Annotated in this window: 14 protein-coding genes and 2 pseudogenes; 8 read left to right on the forward strand and 8 right to left on the reverse strand. The window is 67.5% G+C overall.

Annotation, left to right across the window (positions count from 1 at the left end):
- Nucleotides 1-448: 448 nt before the first annotated feature.
- A complete protein-coding gene (locus ETD86_RS00385; protein WP_138664030.1) occupies nt 449-673 on the reverse strand; it encodes a hypothetical protein in 225 nt (74 codons plus the stop codon).
- A gap of 344 nt (nt 674-1,017) precedes the next feature.
- Between ETD86_RS00385 and ETD86_RS00390 the strand changes: the two genes are divergently transcribed.
- On the forward strand, nt 1,018-1,680 hold the full coding sequence (locus tag ETD86_RS00390) for a tetratricopeptide repeat protein (protein WP_138664031.1): 663 nt from the start codon (nt 1,018-1,020) through the stop codon (nt 1,678-1,680).
- A gap of 399 nt (nt 1,681-2,079) precedes the next feature.
- Here ETD86_RS00390 and ETD86_RS00395 read toward each other — a convergent pair whose 3' ends face one another.
- Nucleotides 2,080-2,811, reverse strand: coding sequence for a class I SAM-dependent methyltransferase (locus tag ETD86_RS00395; protein ID WP_138664032.1), 732 nt, complete (start codon nt 2,809-2,811; stop codon nt 2,080-2,082).
- Between the two features lie 533 nt (nt 2,812-3,344).
- Between ETD86_RS00395 and ETD86_RS00400 the strand changes: the two genes are divergently transcribed.
- The 3 genes and pseudogenes from ETD86_RS00400 (at nt 3,345) to ETD86_RS00410 (ending at nt 7,546) form a co-directional block, all read left to right on the forward strand.
- Nucleotides 3,345-4,199 carry a DUF6891 domain-containing protein gene (locus ETD86_RS00400; protein ID WP_138664033.1) on the forward strand — a complete coding sequence of 285 codons (855 nt, stop codon included), beginning with the start codon at nt 3,345-3,347 and terminating at the stop codon, nt 4,197-4,199.
- A gap of 133 nt (nt 4,200-4,332) precedes the next feature.
- Nucleotides 4,333-4,449: pseudogene (locus tag ETD86_RS57785) on the forward strand (transposase); the annotation flags it as partial.
- 214 nt (nt 4,450-4,663) lie between these two features.
- Nucleotides 4,664-7,546 carry an AfsR/SARP family transcriptional regulator gene (locus ETD86_RS00410; RefSeq protein WP_138664034.1) on the forward strand — a complete coding sequence of 961 codons (2,883 nt, stop codon included), beginning with the start codon at nt 4,664-4,666 and terminating at the stop codon, nt 7,544-7,546.
- On the opposite strand, the gene ETD86_RS00415 is transcribed toward ETD86_RS00410, so the two are convergent.
- Together ETD86_RS00415 and ETD86_RS00420 are read right to left on the reverse strand one after the other, a co-directional pair.
- The gene (locus tag ETD86_RS00415; protein WP_281286850.1) at nt 7,543-7,731 is read right to left on the reverse strand and encodes a carotenoid oxygenase family protein; all 189 of its coding nucleotides are present in this window, start codon (nt 7,729-7,731) and stop codon (nt 7,543-7,545) included. The two genes, ETD86_RS00410 and ETD86_RS00415, sit on opposite strands and share 4 nt — an antisense overlap.
- Nucleotides 7,732-8,132: 401 nt before the next feature.
- Nucleotides 8,133-8,894, reverse strand: coding sequence for a class I SAM-dependent methyltransferase (locus tag ETD86_RS00420; protein ID WP_138664035.1), 762 nt, complete (start codon nt 8,892-8,894; stop codon nt 8,133-8,135).
- Nucleotides 8,895-9,359: 465 nt separating this feature from the next.
- Between ETD86_RS00420 and ETD86_RS00430 the strand changes: the two genes are divergently transcribed.
- Nucleotides 9,360-10,043: a hypothetical protein gene (locus ETD86_RS00430; RefSeq protein WP_138664036.1), complete on the forward strand. Its 684-nt coding sequence runs from the start codon at nt 9,360-9,362 to the stop codon at nt 10,041-10,043.
- Nucleotides 10,044-10,337: 294 nt separating this feature from the next.
- Here ETD86_RS00430 and ETD86_RS00435 read toward each other — a convergent pair whose 3' ends face one another.
- Both ETD86_RS00435 and ETD86_RS00440 read right to left on the reverse strand, forming a co-directional pair.
- Nucleotides 10,338-10,973, reverse strand: coding sequence for a response regulator (locus ETD86_RS00435; protein WP_138664037.1), 636 nt, complete (start codon nt 10,971-10,973; stop codon nt 10,338-10,340).
- Nucleotides 10,970-12,340 (reverse strand): sensor histidine kinase, encoded by a 1,371-nt coding sequence (locus ETD86_RS00440; RefSeq protein WP_170222806.1) that lies wholly within the window; start codon nt 12,338-12,340, stop codon nt 10,970-10,972. Before ETD86_RS00440 ends, ETD86_RS00435 begins: the two co-directional genes overlap by 4 nt.
- A 109-nt stretch (nt 12,341-12,449) precedes the next feature.
- On the opposite strand from ETD86_RS00440, the pseudogene ETD86_RS00445 reads away from it, so the two are divergent.
- The 3 genes and pseudogenes from ETD86_RS00445 to ETD86_RS00455 form a co-directional block, all read left to right on the forward strand.
- Nucleotides 12,450-13,085: pseudogene (locus tag ETD86_RS00445) on the forward strand (ABC transporter ATP-binding protein); the annotation flags it as partial.
- Between the two features lie 59 nt (nt 13,086-13,144).
- A complete protein-coding gene (locus tag ETD86_RS00450; protein ID WP_138664040.1) occupies nt 13,145-13,897 on the forward strand; it encodes a hypothetical protein in 753 nt (250 codons plus the stop codon).
- 38 nt (nt 13,898-13,935) lie between these two features.
- The gene (locus tag ETD86_RS00455) at nt 13,936-14,838 is read left to right on the forward strand and encodes a hypothetical protein (protein ID WP_138664041.1); all 903 of its coding nucleotides are present in this window, start codon (nt 13,936-13,938) and stop codon (nt 14,836-14,838) included.
- Here the strand turns inward: ETD86_RS00455 and ETD86_RS00460 are convergent.
- Nucleotides 14,820-15,404, reverse strand: coding sequence for a dihydrofolate reductase family protein (locus ETD86_RS00460; RefSeq protein WP_138664042.1), 585 nt, complete (start codon nt 15,402-15,404; stop codon nt 14,820-14,822). The genes ETD86_RS00455 and ETD86_RS00460 overlap by 19 nt on opposite strands.
- A gap of 268 nt (nt 15,405-15,672) precedes the next feature.
- Nucleotides 15,673-17,070 (reverse strand): hypothetical protein, encoded by a 1,398-nt coding sequence (locus ETD86_RS00465; RefSeq protein ID WP_138664043.1) that lies wholly within the window; start codon nt 17,068-17,070, stop codon nt 15,673-15,675.
- Nucleotides 17,071-17,109: the final 39 nt, after the last annotated feature.

Genomic DNA, 17,109 nt, shown 5'->3' on the forward strand with positions numbered 1-17,109 from the left:
GGGGGCAGGGGGAGTGCGGCGCAGGGCCGTGAGGCGTACAGCAACGCGTACTGCAACAGAGGCACACGACTCCTTACATCGTCGATCTGGCCGATTTGCAAGCAGGAAGTCAGGAGTTCGAATCTCCTAGGCTCCACCTCGGAAGACTCTCCCTCGCCGAGCACTGTGAGGCGAGGAGAGTAACAAACTGCCTGACTACCGCGTCCGTGCTCACGCATCTCTCGCCTGTGATGGCCGCCGTCCTGAAGCGATCGTCCTCCGCGCCGCCGCGCCCCCACGCAACCCTCCTGCGCTGCGCGTGCGGCCTGGTGGCCGTTCTCGCACGGGGCACGCGCTGCTCGCCGCACACCACTGCACCGTAACCAAACGAACCGCCGACCCCGCTCCGTGCCACCGCGTTAGGCCGCCCGACCACTACGCAGCGCCAGCGGGGCTCTTTGGATTGCGCTCAGTCAGCACGGCTGTTGTCGTTCCTCATCGCTTGGCGTGGACGGACAACAGCGACCGCGAGCCAGATAAGACCGATGTGACCGAACAGCACGATGGTGTCGCCAAGGTGGTCGATCGACTCCGCGGGACGAGTCAGGTCCCAGATCTGCTTGATGGCCATGAGAGTCCCAAAGGCGGCCCAAACCCCCCACGGAACACGCTCAAGCCACTTCCAGTGGTCCATGATCCAGACTCTCCGATGCCGTCGGCATATAACACGATGACTGATCCATTGTGTGAAACACAAGCCTCCGGCGGCGGCGCTCCGACTCCGGGGTGATCACGGTGCCATGTGCCAGGGCCGTAGGCGGGTGAGGTGGAGGCCGTCGGCGTCTACGCTGTCGCAAGCGGCCGCCACGAAATCTGAAGTTGTCCCCACAAGTCGATGATGATCATGTGACGGCCATCCACCTGCGCGTAGCCACGTCGGCCAACCCACTCATCGCTGACCGTCCACATCACGATCCTGGGCCGGAGTACGCTACTGCTGATCTACCGCGTAGTGGCGATGCCAGGGCGGGGGCGGCGATGAGCGCCGAAGACCGGATCGAACAGGCCAAGACGCTCTATGAACGGGCAGTGTTCAGCGGCGACGTCAGCGTGCTGACCCACGCCGAACGGGGCCTGGACGCGGTGGAGGCCGATACCGCGTTGGCCCGTGGGCGGATCCTGCATGCGCGGTTTCTCAACGAGCGCGCTAGCGCCGGCTCGTCACCCGTCGAGGACCCGGCCGAATTGGCGTTGTTTGAGCGCGCGATCGAGCTGTACCGGGCGCTGGGCGATGCGCGCGGCGAGGCCGAGGCGTTGTTCTGGATCGGCTGCTTACATCAGGTCATCCGGCGTGACAACGAGACTGCGGTTCCGGAACTGGAGCAGTCCTGCCAGCTGGTGGCGCAGGTCGGCGGCAAGCCGACCCAGTCCGAGGCCCTGCGGCACTTGGGCATCGCGGCACACATGGCCGGTCGGCTGGATGAAGCGCGCGAGCGGCTGGAGGAGTCGTCGCGGCTGCGCCGGGAGGTCGGGGCCCTGCCGGGCATGGCCGCCAACATGGTCGGGCTGGCCTACATCGCCGCCGCCCAGGACCGCCGGGCGGACGCGCTCGCGACACTCGACGAGGCGCACGCCATCGCACAGGCGCATGGTGCCCATGCCATCGTGCGGCAAATCGAGCAGGCGAGAATGGAGATCTAGACTAGGTCAGTACGGCAGCCACAAGAAGATCGCCGCCGTCCAACTCCGCATCGGCGACCTCGACGAAGGCATCACCAGCGGACGCCTGAGTCTGGAAGCCGTACAGCGCACCGAATCCGCTGGGCCGTCCAACAACCGCCGGAGTAGAGAACGCACTCGCGGGCAAGCGAGACACCTCAGCGCGGGACTATGGGCCGGGCGCCGAACGCCTGCCGCGCCGTAGCCACCGAACGCTCCGGCCGGCGTTGACAGTTGCCGCACCGCCGCACAGCTACGGCCCTTACGATCGCCACGGCGTGGCCAGGCCACCGTACGTGTTTGGGGCGATCGACGGTCCAGTTTTTGTTCCTCACCCTGGTTCACCGGAAACTGGCTGATCGCCGTACCAGGAGTCGGACATTAGGCCCGACGCGCGATCGTGACGATCGAACGGCTGGCATCGGAGACGGCCTCATGCTGCCAGCCGCCGTACTGCGCCTCGATCTCGAAGCCCGCCTCGTGCAGGAACGCGCCAAGCCTCGACACATCCAGGAATCGCAGACTCGCCAGATCGACGCGCAGAACCGTGCCGTCCGGAGCGCTGGTGGTTTCGGTGAGCGTCACCACATCGTCGACCACCGACTTGACGTCGTGTGACACGCGAAGCGTACGGCCGTTTCCATCCACAACCTCGCTGGCGTTCGACGGCTTCCACTCCTCCCACTCACGCACCTGAGGGTTACGCGTGTCGAACGCGAACCGGCCGCCGTCACGTAGCGCCCTCCTGATCGCGACCAACGACGCGGACAGCTCCCTATCGCTCACCAAGCACTGGAAAGCGTTGCTGGCCATAGTCACCAGGTCGAACTCTCGATCCCAGGATGCGTCCGCCGCAACCCCGGCAACCCACTCGATGTCCGTGCGCCGCCTGGCCCGATCAAGCGCAGCAAGGTCCGGGTCCAGCCCGACAAGCCGTCCGCGATGACCCAGCTCGCGAGCTTGGTGCAACATGCCGCCGGTGCCGCACCCCACATCAAGCACGGCATCCGCAGCCATCACCAGCTCGTTGTAGAGTGCATCGCTGGGATACCGCGTCACGTCCCACGGGTTGAGCAGGTCATACAAGGCGGCGGCATCAGCATCTGTGAACATCACCGCAGTATCGCCACACCGTCAGTCGCTGCCAAGCGAATATCTGGAGCCGCGGACATGAGTGAGACACCGCGGGAAACGATCACTTCCCTTCTGGAAGCGACCTTTACACTTCAGAGAGCCGCCCCGGGTTGCAGTTCGGGTTGCGATACAGGGTCATTCAGATCCGTTCACCAAGGACCGCGCACAGGCGTTGACCTGCATTGAACAACCCGGAACGACTCGACTGGATGCCATGAAAGGCGCGGGTAGGTGGGCCACAGGTCACCCGCCCGTTGCCCGTTGTGGCCTGTCCCGATGGTCCTCGATTCGCTCGGGCTGTCTATCCCGGGCGCGTCTCCGGCGAGCAAGAAGGTCTTCGCAGTGGGCGCTTCGCGCGCGGGGGCTCAGCCGTGTTTCCAGTCGAGTCAAGCCTCGACCCCTGTAGGCCTTCGCTTCGCTCAGATGCTCTCATTCGTACTGCATACTGCCGATATACCGCTTCTCGCTAAGGTTCCGCGTGCCAGTGGCTCCTATCCGAGAATATTGGCGACATGATCGATGCGGAGATTTCAAAGAGCGTCCAAGTCGAGGTGGCCGTGGGCGTAGCGAGCTATGAACAGCTCGTCCAGGATCTGGAGGAGCAGTGGGAGACCGATGAGGGCATCGCCGAACTGTTGGACGTCGAGTTCGCCCGGCACCTCGCCGCGCAGGAGGAATGGCCTGAGGTCACCGACTGCGACAGGCTGACGGCTGCCTTCCGCGACCTGGACGTGGCGGGCATCACCGCGCGGGAGCACTTCTCCTGCTGCCAACGCTGCGGCGTTGACGAGATCACCGAGCAGGGGGTGGATCGGGGATACGTCTTCTATCACTTCCAGGACGTCAGAAGCGCGGCGGCGGAGGGCGGAGGGGTATGTCTGTCGTACACCCCCGAGCAGAAGATCGGTGAGGAAATCGCCGCCACGCTGCGCCGTCACGGTCTTGAGGTCGACTGGGACGGCAGCACAGAAGCGCGCATCGAAGTGCGGATGACTTGGCAGCGGCGGCGCCACGGACGGCTAGCCGCCCATCCGAGCAGGGCTGAGAGGCCGGCTGCTGAGCTAAGGGCCATCTACGACGATGGCCCGATGGAGCCTATGACGCTGCAAGGCTGTTTGGATGAGCTGATGCGTATGCGTCCCATAGAGGGAAACTTCATGGTGTTTCAGGCGCCATCGGGCGTGTCGTTCCAGGTCATGTGGAACAAGGGGCCGACGCTTTGGGGAGAGTGGCCGGATCCGTCGGTCAAAGGTTCGCGGGGGCGGAACCTCAGCCTCCAGGAGGCGCGCGAGATGATCACGATTCTGGCCCGTGAAGGGCGCAGCGCCGCGGAAGATCTCGGCGGCACCGAGTTCACTCCCTGGTGACACATCGTTTCTGATCGCCTTGTCGGGAGCCCTCCGTGAGATCGCGGAGGGCTTCTGCGTGACTTCCGTTCCGGCCTCGCCTGTGTGGGAGATCTCTCGTACGGCCTCATGACGCGATGAGCGCTACGACGATGCCAACCGGCCCACCTACCTCGCCATCGCGGTCACCGTCGACAGCGAACGCGCCATGCTCGGGCTGTGGGCCGACGACGGCGGCGAGGGTGCGAAGTTCTGGCTCCTCGTGCTCACGTTGGTGTCGGCGCTAGCAGCGGGGGTCGAGCGAAGAAGGCTGCTCATAGTCTTTGCCCTTCTCAGTGCCTGCCGTCGGAGCCAAACCGATCCGGCAGTTTAGGACCGTGATCGTCGGGGGCCCTGGTCTCGTACTCGCTCCCGCAAACAGCGAGGGACAGGGTGGCACGGGTGTGTCACGCCTCTCACCTTTGACTCGTCCGTAAGCTGAGGGTGTGTCCCCCTCACTGGTCCTGCTCGACGGCGTCCGCTGGCGGGATGTGCGCGTGGTCGGCGATCGTGCGCAGACCCTCCTGGCAGTGCTCGCCATGCACGGACGTGCAGGGGTCAGTGACGAGCGCCTGGTCGAGGAGTTGTGGCCCGATGAGGCGCCGACCAATCCGACGAAGGCGCTGCAAGTGGTCGTCTCGCGGACCAGGACGGCGACCTGCGCCGACGTCGTGGTGCGGATCTCGCGTGGTTACCGGCTTGGGCTGGCCACCGATCAGGTGGACGCGCTGCTGGTCGGCGCGCTGGTGGAGGAGGCGCGGGCGGCACTGGGCGAGGACGACGTGGCGCTCGCGTGTCGCCGCGCCGACGAGGCCATGGGTCTCGTGGCCGGCGGCTCGGATGGTGCCACGGGCGCGCTCGCTGAGCTGAGGGGCATGGCAGCGAAGTGGGTGGCCGAGGCGCGGCGGGTGGCGGCGATCGCGCGGGGCCGGAGCGGCGCTCACGAGGCCGCGCTGCAGCTGCTGGAGGAGGCCGCAGCCGATTGGCCGCACGACGAGGAACTGCTCGTCTGTCTGCTGAGGAGCGAGGCCGCCGTACGAGGTGTCGCCTCAGCTCTGGAGCGCTACGAGCGGTATCGCGCGGGCCTGGTGGCGCGGCTCGGCACCGAACCAGGGCCTGAGCTCGCCCGCGTGTACGCCGAACTCCTCATCGCGGATCGCCCGGTGCGTGAGGGCATCCTGTTCGACGGCTCCTCGTTGCTCGGCCGCGATGGCGACATCCGTGCGGTGCACGCCCTGTTGCAGACCAGCCGGGTGGTCTCCATCATCGGCCCTGGCGGGCTGGGCAAGACGCGGCTGGCTCATGTCGTCGGCAGAGCCGCCGCGCAGCCCGTCGCTCACTTCGTCGAGCTCGTCGGCGTGTCCTCGCCCGAGGGCGTGGTGGGCGAGGTGGGCTCGGCGCTCGGGGTTCGGGATTCGGTCAGCGGGCGTCGTGCGCTGACCGCCGAGCAGCGCTCAGACGTTCGCGCCCGGATCGCCCAGCATCTCGATCAGGCTCCGGCGTTGCTGATCCTGGACAACTGCGAGCACGTGATCGAGGCCGTCGCCGCCCTGGTGGCGTTCCTGACCGTGACGACCCGCGACCTGCGGGTGCTCACCACCTCGCGCGCCCCCTTGTCGATCCCCGCCGAACGCGTCTACCCGCTCGGCGAACTGCCCGCGGGCGACGCGGTGGAGTTGTTCCGCCAGCGCGCCACAGCCGCCCGTCCGGGTGTGCGGATCAACGAGGGAGTGGTCGACGAAGTCGTCGCCCGCCTCGACGGGCTGCCGCTCGCGATCGAGCTGGCAGCGGCCAAGGTACGGGCAATGTCGGTGGAGGAGATCGCACGGCGCCTGGCGGACCGGTTCGTCCTACTGCGCGGCGGGAACCGTACGGCCCCCGACCGGCACCAGACGCTGCTCGCGGTCATCGAGTGGTCGTGGAATCTGCTGGACGAGCCAGAACGGCGGGCGTTGCGATGGATGTCGCTGTTCAGCGACGGTTTCACGCTGGCCACGGCCGAGCACGTACTGGGTTCGGACGCCCTGCACGTCGTGAACGCGCTGACCGAGCAGTCGATGCTGAACGTCCGCGAGACGACGTACGGCCTGCGCTACCGGATGCTGGAGACCGTCAGGGAATTCGGGCGGATGCGGCTGAAGGAGGCCGGCGAAGAGGTGGCCGCTCGGGAGGCCCAGCGAGCCTGGGCGACGGCGTACGCCCTCGAACACGCCTCCAAGCTGTTCGGCCCGGCGCAGTTCGCGGCGGCCGACGCGTTGCACGCAGAAGAGAGCAACCTCGCCGATCTGCTCCGGCAGGCTCTCGGCGGGCCCGATCCCGTCACGACGGTCCAGTTGCTGGCCGGCGTCGGCTCGTTGTGGTCGATCCGCGGCGACCACTCCCGGCTTCTCGTTCAGCGGGACGCGATCGCCCAGGTGGTCAGCGGCTGGATGCCGCCGCCGCACCTCGTCGAGGTGACCAGGGCCGCCATGCTGATCACGCTCATGAACACCCTGATCATCACCGACCACACCGGTGGTCCGATGCGCGGCCTTCTCCGTACGCTGCCCACTAGTGACGCAACGGATCCCCGAGTGGCGGCGATGGCCACGGTGGTGCTCGCGTGCGACACGGACGACGGCGCCGACGTGCGCCGACGGCTGGAGGAGTTGTGCCGGAGCGCCGACCGTGACGTGGTTTTGGCGGCGACGCAGACGAGCGCCCATGTCCGGGAGAACGCCGGGGACGTTACCGGGGCGATCGAGGCCGCCGAGCAGACCCTGAGGATGCTCCGCGAGGGCGAGGGCGAGGGCGAGGGGCCGTGGGTCGCCGCGATCATGCACGCGATGCTGGCCCACTTGGTCATGCAGCTCGGCGACCGACGGCGGGCGGTCGGACACGCGCGCACTGCCATCCCGGTGCTGAGCCGGCTCGGCGCCGCCGACGACGAGACCCAGCTCCGCGCGGTGCTGCTGATCTCCGCTCTCGCCGACGGCGACCTCGACAGCGCGGAGGCCGAACTCGCCGAGATCGCCCGGATCAACGACAACGAGACCGTGCTCGGCGGGGTGGCGATGGCCTCGTTGTGCGCGGCCGAGCTCGCCCTCGCCCGCGGCGAGACAGCCGCCGCGCTCGCGGAATACCGCCTGGCCGTTCGGCGGGCGCACAACCTGCGTCTGCCTGGGGTGCCGCGCCCGGAGGTCACGCCGTGGACGATCATCGCAGAGTCGGTCACTCTGACGGCCTACGCGTATCACGCCCCGCCGGAAGACGCCAGGTACGGCGAGGAACTGTTCTCCACCGTCCGGGGCTACGACCTGCTGGCCGCCGACAATCCCACTCGCGACTAGACCCCGAAACCGGCCGTACGGCCCATGCCCCAGATGTGCATAACAGGGTCTTCCACACCCAGCGGGTTGGGCCCGTTGCGCAGGTACCGACCATTGAGCTCAGCCGTGATCCGCCCGGTCACAGGGAGATCGAAGGCGGTGACCTCTTCAGTGACGGGCGCGAAAGGCCCTTCCAGATATCTCATGTGGACACCGTACGCAGCAGACGTCTTTCCCTACAGCGGCAACGGAAAATGCCATGATGTGCACTAGTGCAACAGCGCGAGTCCGCTCTAAAAAATGGCTCTCGCGGCATCGCGGTCGGGCCGCCTGGCAGGCGGTTGTCGGCGCCGTGCCCTTTGCGTGCCCGATGAGACAGCTCTGCGCATTCCGCACGAAGGCAACTGTCCGCGGCTATTAGCGGACGGTAGGGGCGTGCAGATCCCCGACTATTTTCATGGCGGTCTGCTTGCAGATCGCGGGACTCAAGCACGCAGATTATCTGTTACGGGCCCCCGTGGCGGGCGCCCGGAAGAGCGTGCCGGCATGATCAAGCGTCGCCCGGGGGTAGTTCGTCGCGACGCAGGTCAACGAGGCGCCGTTGGCGTTATGAGCTCCGTTCGAGCGTGAGCAGTGGCTCAGAGAACACAGGCGCTGGTGCGCCAGGATCCGCGGCGACAGCCTGCTCCAGGCGGCGGAAGCCGGCCTCCAGTTCGTCGGGACTGAGCTGAGCGAAGAACGAAAGGGTGCGCAGGCGCAGCCGTTCGAGCATGTCACCGCAGGTGCCGGAGGACGACTCGGTAACCGTGGCGAAGCTGGCAACGCGCCAGCCGTCTGACGTGAACATCGCGATGACCTCGTGCAGCGGCTGAAACAGCGAGGCGTCCACCTCAAAACCGCGGGGGAAGTGCTCCAGCCACCACGGCCGGGGATGGTGGTCGCTGAAATTCGCGCGCAGGAGCAGCCGCACGCCGGGCCTGAGCACCCTGGCCAGCTCCCGTACCGCCCGCGGCTTGTCCTGGACGTGGTGCCAGGACAAGAACATGAGAGCGTAGTCGGCGCTGCCGGACGGCACTGGCATGTCCTCGGCGGAGCCTGCCAGATACCGCACCCCGGGATGCAGGGACTCTGCCTGCGCTATCTCGCGCATGCGGACCGACGGCTCGACCCCGGTGACCGGCCCGAACGCTCGCGCCAGCGCGGGGGTGAACCTGCCGGTCCCTGAGCCGACGTCCAGCCCCGCCAGCGGACGCCGCTCGGGCAGCACCGCTCCGAAGGCACTGATCCATACCTGCAGCTGCTGCTCGGCAAGCGCACGGCCACGCGCGTAGTCCTGGTACTGCTCCGTGTCGTAGTCGATCCGCCTCATCGCAGCTCCCCGCGTCAGCCGGGCTACGGCAAACCGTCCGCCCGATATATCGACTGGATACATCGGCACGATATGCAGTGACGCATCATGCCGCAAGTCCGGCATGGCGGGCGGCCGCGCCTGCACCGCGGCGACCAGCCAGGTCCAGGGCGCGTTACGGGAACGGGAAGACCGTCTACAACCGGCATCGCCGCTGGTCGATGGAGGGAGTGTGGGCCAAGATCCTTTATGCGCTGCTGGTCGGGTGTGATCAGGCCGAGGGCGCGGACTGGACGGTGAGTATGGACTCCATCGAGGTGCGCGCCCATCAGCACGCCTTGCCAGTGGCAGCAAGCCGACCCCGATGAGGAAGAGGTCAGCCGCTTGATCACGTGCCACTAGCGTGCTTGCGGAAGGCGAACATCATTCAGCATCACTTTTGGGGCGGTTGGGGCAAGAGGTGATGAACTACAGCAGTATTAACGCATGGGATACCCTCGGCAGCCCGACCCGCGGGACTACCCCGGTGTGGTCACCACCCTGGTAGCGATCCTGGTGGTGCTCCTGCCGGGCGGCTTCACGTTCAGCTTGTACAAGCACCTGAACGCCCCCGACCCGGACACCGCCGTGGCCCTGCCGACCACGGACCCCACACCCGAGCCCGCCGAGCCGAGACCCAGCGAGAAGGCACGACCACCGGGCTCCCCGATCGGCCACGAGGAGTTCGGCGACTGGAACTTCCGCCTGGGCAGCGTCACGTTCAAGGCCGAGAGGGTGGGTGGCTGGACGTACGACAACTGCGTCCCGGTCGACAGGCGGGGCGTGCTGGCGAAGAACAAGTGCGAGCGCGCCGTCCAGCTGGCCTACTCGGCCTACAGGGGGCATCTCACGGCGGTCCAGGTCATCATGTCCTTCCCCACCGAGAAGGCCGCAAAGGCCACGGCCGAGCAGCTGGCAAACTCTTCTGGGGCCGTGAAGTGGCGCCGAGACAAGATTCTCGGCAAGTACGTCTACGGCAAGATCCGATCGGGCGCGACCAAGAGGTACGTCATCCTCACGGTCGTCACCGCCGACAAGACAGCCCAGCCGAAGGCCACGCGGTTCCACCACTACCTGCACGCGGACCACTCGAACTATTTCCTCTTCCGCAACTCGACCGTCGCAGGCTGAGTCGGGGTTGGTCGTTCGGCATATCGAGGTGGCGTCAGGCTGCGCTAGCTCAAATCGATGAGAGCCGAACCTCGCGGTTCGAGTCCTCGCGGTTCGAGTCCTCTCGGCCGCGCTCCGTCCCTGCCACCGGCAGGATCACCCCGCCATGCTGCTCGCCGTACTGCGTCACCTGGACGCGGCGGAGCGAGCCGGAGGGCCCACCGAACGCGGAAGGATCTGCATGGCCCACGCGCGGGTGGACGTCAAGGGCGACCAGCAAGGACCTGAGCGACAAGAGAGAGCATCGCGACCCGGTCAGGGCACCAAGCCCGCTTCGTAGGCGACGATGACGAGGTGCACCCGGGTGCGCGCGTCGAGCTTGGTCAGCAGGCGGCCGACGTGGGTCTTCACCGTGCCCAGGCTGAGGTGAAGCGCGGCGCCGATCTCGTGGTTGGACAGACCTCTGGCGATCAGGACCAGGACCTCCCGCTCGCGTTCGGTGATCTCGAGCTTCTTGGGCGGCGGCACGTGGGCCACGTACCGTTCGATGAGCCGTTGGGTGACGGTGGGCGCGAGGAGGGCGTCGCCGCCGGCGATCACTTGGATGGCCTTGAGCAGGTCAGGCGGTGGGGTGTCCTTCAGCAGGAAGCCCGCGGCACCGGCGCGCAGCGCGCCGTAGACGTACTCGTCGAGGTCGAACGTCGTCACGATGAGAACCCGCACCTCCGGATGCGCGGCGCAGATGTGGCGGGTGGCCTCAATGCCGTTCATGACGGGCATGCGTACGTCCATGAGCACCACGTCGGGTCGTTCGCGCCGGCTGATCGCGACCGCCTCCTCGCCCGTGGCCGCCTCCCCTACCGCAGACAGGCCGGGCGCGCTGTCGACGAGCAGCCGGAAGCTTCCCCTGACCAGCGCCTCGTCGTCGGCGACCAGCACCCGGGTGGTCATGGCCCCTCCGCCGATGTCGGCAGGCGCGTGATCCTCGAGTCTCCCAGCCGGTCGGCTGGACGCCGGGAGGAGTCCTGGGACGGGCCCCGCACGGGGTCCTGCGGCAGGCGCCCTGATGTCTCCTGCGGCCGGGATCCCGACGGCTCCCCCGGCGGGCGTCGCGGATGTTCCTGCCCCGAATGTGGCCGCTCGTCCGTCGGCGGGGGTCGCAGGGGCTCCTGAACGGGGCGTCGCGGCGGGTCCTCTGGAGCGCCCTGCACCGGCAGGAACGCGTACACGCGGAAACCATGCAACGGCCGGGGCCCCGCCTCGAAGGCGCCACCGAACACCCGTACCCGCTCGCGCAGTCCCGCCAGCCCATGGCCCGCCGCCGCAGCGCCCGCTTCTCCGCCCCGCCCGTCGTCGACCACCTCGACCCGAATGCCCTCTTCCTCCCGCACCACGGTCGCACGGGCATGGTCCGCCCCAGCATGCTTGATCACATTGGTGAGCGCTTCCTGCACGATGCGGTACACGGTCAGCTCCAGCTCACGCGGCACGTCCCCGGTGACGGACAGGTACGCGTCGACCCCGGCCGTCCGGGTGCGCTCCACCAACTCCGGCAGATCAGACAGCGTGGGGGCGGGTGCCCGCGAGGCTTCGCCGTCCTCCCGCAGGATTCCGAGTAATCGACGGGTTTCGTGCAGCGCCGACCGGCTCGTCTCGCCGATGGAGCGCAGGGCCCGGCGCATCACCTCCGGCTTCCCGACGTGCTCGGCGACCCCCGCCTGCACGGCGATCGTGCTGAGGCTGTGTCCCACGACGTCGTGCAGCTCCCTGGCGATGCGCAACCGCTCCTCCGTCGCCTCCGCCCTGGCGCGCTCCTCCGCGTGCGCGGCCAGCCGTTCGACGTAGAGCGAACGCTCGCGCATCATCGCCCCGGCCGCCCAGAAGGCCACCAACACCCCGACCACCCACAGGGAACTCTGGATGCTCTCCTTGCTCATCGGCCACCGGAACAGCACCGTCGCTGCCACCGCGAGCGCGGTCAGCAACGCGCCGACCGCCCAGGTCCGGCCGGCGAACCGCGCGACCGCATAGGCGGCCATGGGCACGGCCAGAACGTCCCCTCCACCCGGCACCATCGCGAGCATGCCCATTTCACCGGCGATGACGACGCAGAACGCCGTACGCGGCCAGATCCGCCGCACGGCCAGCGGCAGCGTCGTGGCCAGCGCCGAGACGGCACCCGCCCATCCCGCGTCGTGGTAGCTCGCCAACTGCAGGTAGAGGAACGCCACCACGACCGCCCACAGGCCGTCGAGCAGCACCCAGGCCCACCTGGGCACCCTGCTGAACAACGGTGGACGGATCTCGGTGACTGGCACGCCTCGACGGTAGACCTCCGACTCGGCCCCGCACATCGGCCCGCAGTCTGATATCGGATCGGACCTGGGTCAGACGCGGAAACGCGTCCGGCGGGGGATCGTCGGACACATGATCGAAGTTTCCGGTCTCACCCAACGTTTCGGACGCGAAGTGGTCGTGCACGACCTCTCTTTCGAGGTACGCCCCGGCCGCGTCACCGGCTTCCTGGGCCCCAACGGGGCGGGCAAGACCACCACGATGCGGCTGATCCTCGGGCTCGAACGCCCCACGGCGGGTCGTGCCACGGTCGACGGCCTGCCGTACCACGAGATCGACAGGCCCCTCACCAGGGTCGGCGCGCTGCTCGACGCAACGGCAGTGCACGGCGGCCGCCGCGCCGACCAGCACCTGCGATGGCTCGCCGCCTCGAACGGCCTGCCGTACGACCGGATCGCACCCGTGCTCCGGCAGGTGGGCCTGGGGGACGTCCGTAAGCGCATCCGGGCCTACTCCCTCGGGATGAAACAGCGGCTCGGCATGGCGGCGGCGCTGCTCGGCGACCCGCCGGTGCTGCTGTTCGACGAGCCGATCAACGGTCTCGACCCTGAAGGCGTCAGGTGGACGCGCGACCTGCTCAAATCCATGGCCGCCGATGGCCGTACGGTCCTGATCTCGAGCCACCTGATGTCCGAGATGGCGATCACCGCCGACCACTTGATCGTCATCGCCCGCGGACGGCTGATGGCCGACGTGCCCACCGCCGAGTTCGTCCGCCCGGGCGCGTCCCTGGAGGACGTCTACCTTGAGGTCGTCGGGGGTATGTCGTGAGAACGCTGGCCGCGGAGTGGATCAAGTTCCGCACCCTGCGCTCCAGCCTGTGGTCGCTGGCCGCCGCCGTGGCCGTCGCGCTGGCCGTGACCGTACCCGCCGCCGGAACGGTCCTTCCTCGCCTCGATGCCGGCCGCTCACCCGACCAGGCGTCCTTGGTCGCATGGAGCGTGGCCTTCTTCGGCCTGGCACTCTCCGCACTGGTGATCGGCGTACTCGGCGTGATCACCATGACCGGCGAGCAGGCGTCCGGGATGATCAACCTGACCTACACCGCCATGCCGTCGCGCAGGGGCGTCCTCCTGGCCAAGGCGGCGGTTCTGACCGGCGCGGCACTGGTCACGCTGGTGCTCATCGGAACCACCGGATACCTGTACGGCCGTGCCGTGATCGCACGACTCCACCCGACGTTGCTGCCCCCGGACGCCTGGCCGCTCATCGGCTCCGCGGCGCTCGTCCTGGTCACCGCCGCGCTCCTCGGCCTGGCACTCGGCGCCCTCCTGCGCAGCGGAGCGCTGGCGGCAGTGGTGCTGATCGCGACCCTGTACGTCCTCCCGTTCATCCTCATGTCGATCCCCGGCGGTGAGAACGTCGGCGAGTTCCTCCCTCTCGTCGCCGGCCTCCAGCTCCTCCACCATTTCCCGCAGACCATGCCGGCGACGACGGCGTTCGCGGTCTGCGCGCTCTGGATGGTGGCGCCGATCGGGATCGCCTTGGCCATTTCCCCTGGCCCGGGAAGCCCTTCCTGACAAACCGGGGCCGCCGTGGTGCCGGCGACCTATCTCGGGTGCGCGAAAGCTGGTATGCAGGGCCAATGGTGTTACCGAGATCGAGGGGTCGGGCCGCCGCACTGCTCGGCCTGTCGGTCGCCGTCGGCCTGATCCTCTTTGCGCTGCAGGTCATCTCGTTCCCGCGGGACACCCAGGTCACCGTCGACTACATCATCCGCAGTGAGGGACGGTTCTTCCTCCTGGTGTTCGGCCCGGCGGTGGCCATGACGCTGCTCGTTCAGCGGGGCTCGCCTCTGGGGCGGATCCTGGCGATCGCAATGGCTCCGCCGTACCTGCTGGGGCTCTGGCAGATCGTGGACCCGAACGGATACGGCTGGGTCGGCCACGAAGCCGAGTGGATGGGCGTCGTCCGGCCCGTGCTGGCGCTGGTCGCCTTCTGCCTGTACCTCGCAGGGTTGTGCATCCTCCCGAAGGACGGACGCGACGGCCATGCCATCTGGGCGGGGCCGCTGCTGGTCGGGCTGGGGTGGCTGGCCATCGAGCACGGGATGCTGATCGGTGCGGGGAGGGACGAATCGGATCCGTTGTGGGTAGGCGCGCAGATAACGGCGGCCAACATGGAGGCTGTCGCGGACACGCTGCACGCGTATTCCGTCGCCCTCGCGGTGATCACATGCGGTCTGGCGCTTGTGCGTGATCAACGTGCCGCGACGATCGCGCTGGCCCTGCCGTACCTCGTGGTGCTTGTCTTCACCTCGATGAACACGCCTTTCGACCTGGCCCAATACGGCGCCACCCTGGTCGGGCCAGATGAGCCGCCCTGGTACGCCCCCGTTTACTGGACCTCGTGCGCGACGATGTTCATCGCACTACTGGTTTCTCAACCAATAGGTCTGTCGTTCACTTGGAGGAGAAGAGGTGATGCGGCAAGACGAGAGGCTCAGCGACGGATGCGGTAGCGGATGTGGGTGGCCTCCGGCGTGTCGATCACCCGAACGATCTCCAACTCCACACGCGACGACAACACATCGAAGAGCCGTCGGCCACCGCCGAACAGCACCGGGATCTGATGGATCTGCAACTCGTCCAGCACCCCGGCCTCGATCGCCCGTTGCGCCGTATAGGCGCCGATCACATGCACGTTCCGGTCCCCGGCGGCGGCCTTCGCCTGAGCCATCGCGCTGGCGATCCCATCGGTCACGTATGTCACCAGCGGATAGTTCGCGACCGACGGGTCGGGCGGCCGATGACTGGGCACGAAGATCGGGATCCCCTGACCATTGTGATCACCACCCCAGTGATCGACCTGCTCTGCGGTACGCCGTCCCGCGAGGACCGCGCCGGCCGCTCCTACCTCGCCGAGCAACTCTCCGGCCGGCCCGGACCGACGGAACTCCCCCTCCGGCGTGAGCCCCCAGTCGTGTAGCCGGATGAAGCCGTCGCCGCCGGGGTTGCCAGGTTTGTCGTTCGGACCCGCGATGTACCCGTCGAGCGACACCGACATGTCAAGCACTGATACCGACACTTCGACCTCCTGCAGTCTCGATCCAACGAGTTTCACCGTGCTGCAGACCCGGCATGGCGGCATTATTCATCGGCAGGCCGAACCCCCGCTGGGGCGTACACGGCGGCGGAAACACTCGCCTGGGCGAAACGATCACGTCTCCTCGGCGGTGGCACGGCGTTACCGTACATCGGATGGAGCGATTTCTCGAAGGGCTGTCCCGATCTCGTAGGAGGATCACCGGGCCCGCCCTGATCGCGCGCAGGCGCTCACGCCGAGGACATCGCGGCTATCCGGCGGCGTACAACTTGGCGATGCGCGCACCGAGATCGGCGCCGTAGTTCTGGTGGTAGACCTGGGCGGAGCAGTGGACCGGGCCGCCTTGGCGGGCCAGTCCAGCTGTCCAGGTAACGGCATTTTCCACGCCGGGGTCGCTCAGCGTCAGGCCGGTGGTCACGATGTCGTCGACTCGCACGTCGACGGAGTAGTTGCCCACGCCCTTGCGCTCGTACAGCCGCCATTGCAGCGTCGCGCTCGTCGCCCCGGCCAGCTTGGCCGTCAAGTCGATCGTCGCCTTCTGCCACGTGTACGGATCAGCGGCGACGTCCCGCTCCCACACCACCCTGCCGTTGAGGAGAAGCTGCTTCATGTGGTAGCCGGCCGGGCTCCCGGTTCCGCGGTTGGCCCGGTGCCAGAAGCTCACTGTGCGGTTGGTCGCGCCGGGTGTGAGCTGGACCTTCTGTGTGGCGCCGCACGACATCCCAGCCATGGTGACGGTGTCGGCCTCGACGACGAAGCTGAGCCGTCCGTTGCCGGTGCGGGCGAGGTTGTCGGTGGTGGGGCGGGTCCATCCGGGATCGCGCGACATGTAGGGGAGTTTGTACTGCAGGACTCCGGTGAGTTCTCCCGCGCGAACGTGCTCGAGTGCCTTCTTGGTGATCGCCTCGACGTAGGACACGGTCGGCTTCAGGGCGGTACGGCTCAGCGGGTGGGCGTACGGCATCAGGTAGATGTCGGTGCCAGGAAGACGCTTGGCGAGATCCTTGACCTGGTAGGACAGGCTCCACGTCCACGAGGTGTCCCGGACCGGCTCATCACGGAAGGGGAAGATCACGCCGTCCAGCAGCGGGGCCTGCTCGGCGATGAAGGCCGCGGTGAACTGGCTGTAGTAGACCGTCGGGATGAACTTGAACGAAGAGTTGATCGCTTTGGCGGCGTCCCGCATCTGCTTGACGTACGCCGGGGTGAACGTCCTGAGGTCGAAGCCGTAGTCGTCCACGGTCCAGCCGATCAGGTTCGGGTGGCTCTTCGAGAGAGTGGCGAGCTCGCTGGACCATTTCACGTAATCGTGCCCGTGTGGCCGGGAGACTGCCGACTGGCTCGGCGCGTAGACCATGACCCACACGTCGATCCCGGCGTCCGCGGCGGCCGGCAGGAACTCGTTCCGCAGGTCCTCCCAGTGATCGTAGCCACCGGCCAGCGGATAGACGTAGGTGTTCGCGTCGAGCGCCTTCAACGCCGTGATCATCGCCTTGGTGTCCATGTGCCTGATCCCGTCTGCCCGCGGCTCCACCTCCCGGATGAGGTTTCCCGCAGTCCCCACCACGCCAGGGGCCTCGGCGTGGGACACACCTGGCAGCATCGACAGCAGCAAGGCGACGAACACAACGAGTACAGGACGGGGCACGATGTTCCTTCAACATGATCCGTAGGCGCGGGCTCGTCA

This window comes from Nonomuraea turkmeniaca, from assembly GCF_005889735.1.
Taxonomy (GTDB): Bacteria; Actinomycetota; Actinomycetes; order Streptosporangiales; family Streptosporangiaceae; genus Nonomuraea; species Nonomuraea turkmeniaca.

Excerpts from the sequence above, each read along its gene's own strand:
- ETD86_RS00420 (WP_138664035.1), bottom strand. The coding sequence starts at position 8,894 with ATGAGGCGGATCGACTACGACACGGAGCAGTACCAGGACTACGCGCGT.
- ETD86_RS00385 (WP_138664030.1), bottom strand. The coding sequence starts at position 673 with ATGGACCACTGGAAGTGGCTTGAGCGTGTTCCGTGGGGGGTTTGGGCC.
- ETD86_RS00390 (WP_138664031.1), top strand. The coding sequence starts at position 1,018 with ATGAGCGCCGAAGACCGGATCGAACAGGCCAAGACGCTCTATGAACGG.
- ETD86_RS00400 (WP_138664033.1), top strand. The coding sequence starts at position 3,345 with ATGATCGATGCGGAGATTTCAAAGAGCGTCCAAGTCGAGGTGGCCGTG.
- ETD86_RS00415 (WP_281286850.1), bottom strand. The coding sequence starts at position 7,731 with ATGAGATATCTGGAAGGGCCTTTCGCGCCCGTCACTGAAGAGGTCACC.
- ETD86_RS00435 (WP_138664037.1), bottom strand. The coding sequence starts at position 10,973 with ATGACCACCCGGGTGCTGGTCGCCGACGACGAGGCGCTGGTCAGGGGA.
- ETD86_RS00430 (WP_138664036.1), top strand. The coding sequence starts at position 9,360 with ATGGGATACCCTCGGCAGCCCGACCCGCGGGACTACCCCGGTGTGGTC.
- ETD86_RS00395 (WP_138664032.1), bottom strand. The coding sequence starts at position 2,811 with ATGTTCACAGATGCTGATGCCGCCGCCTTGTATGACCTGCTCAACCCG.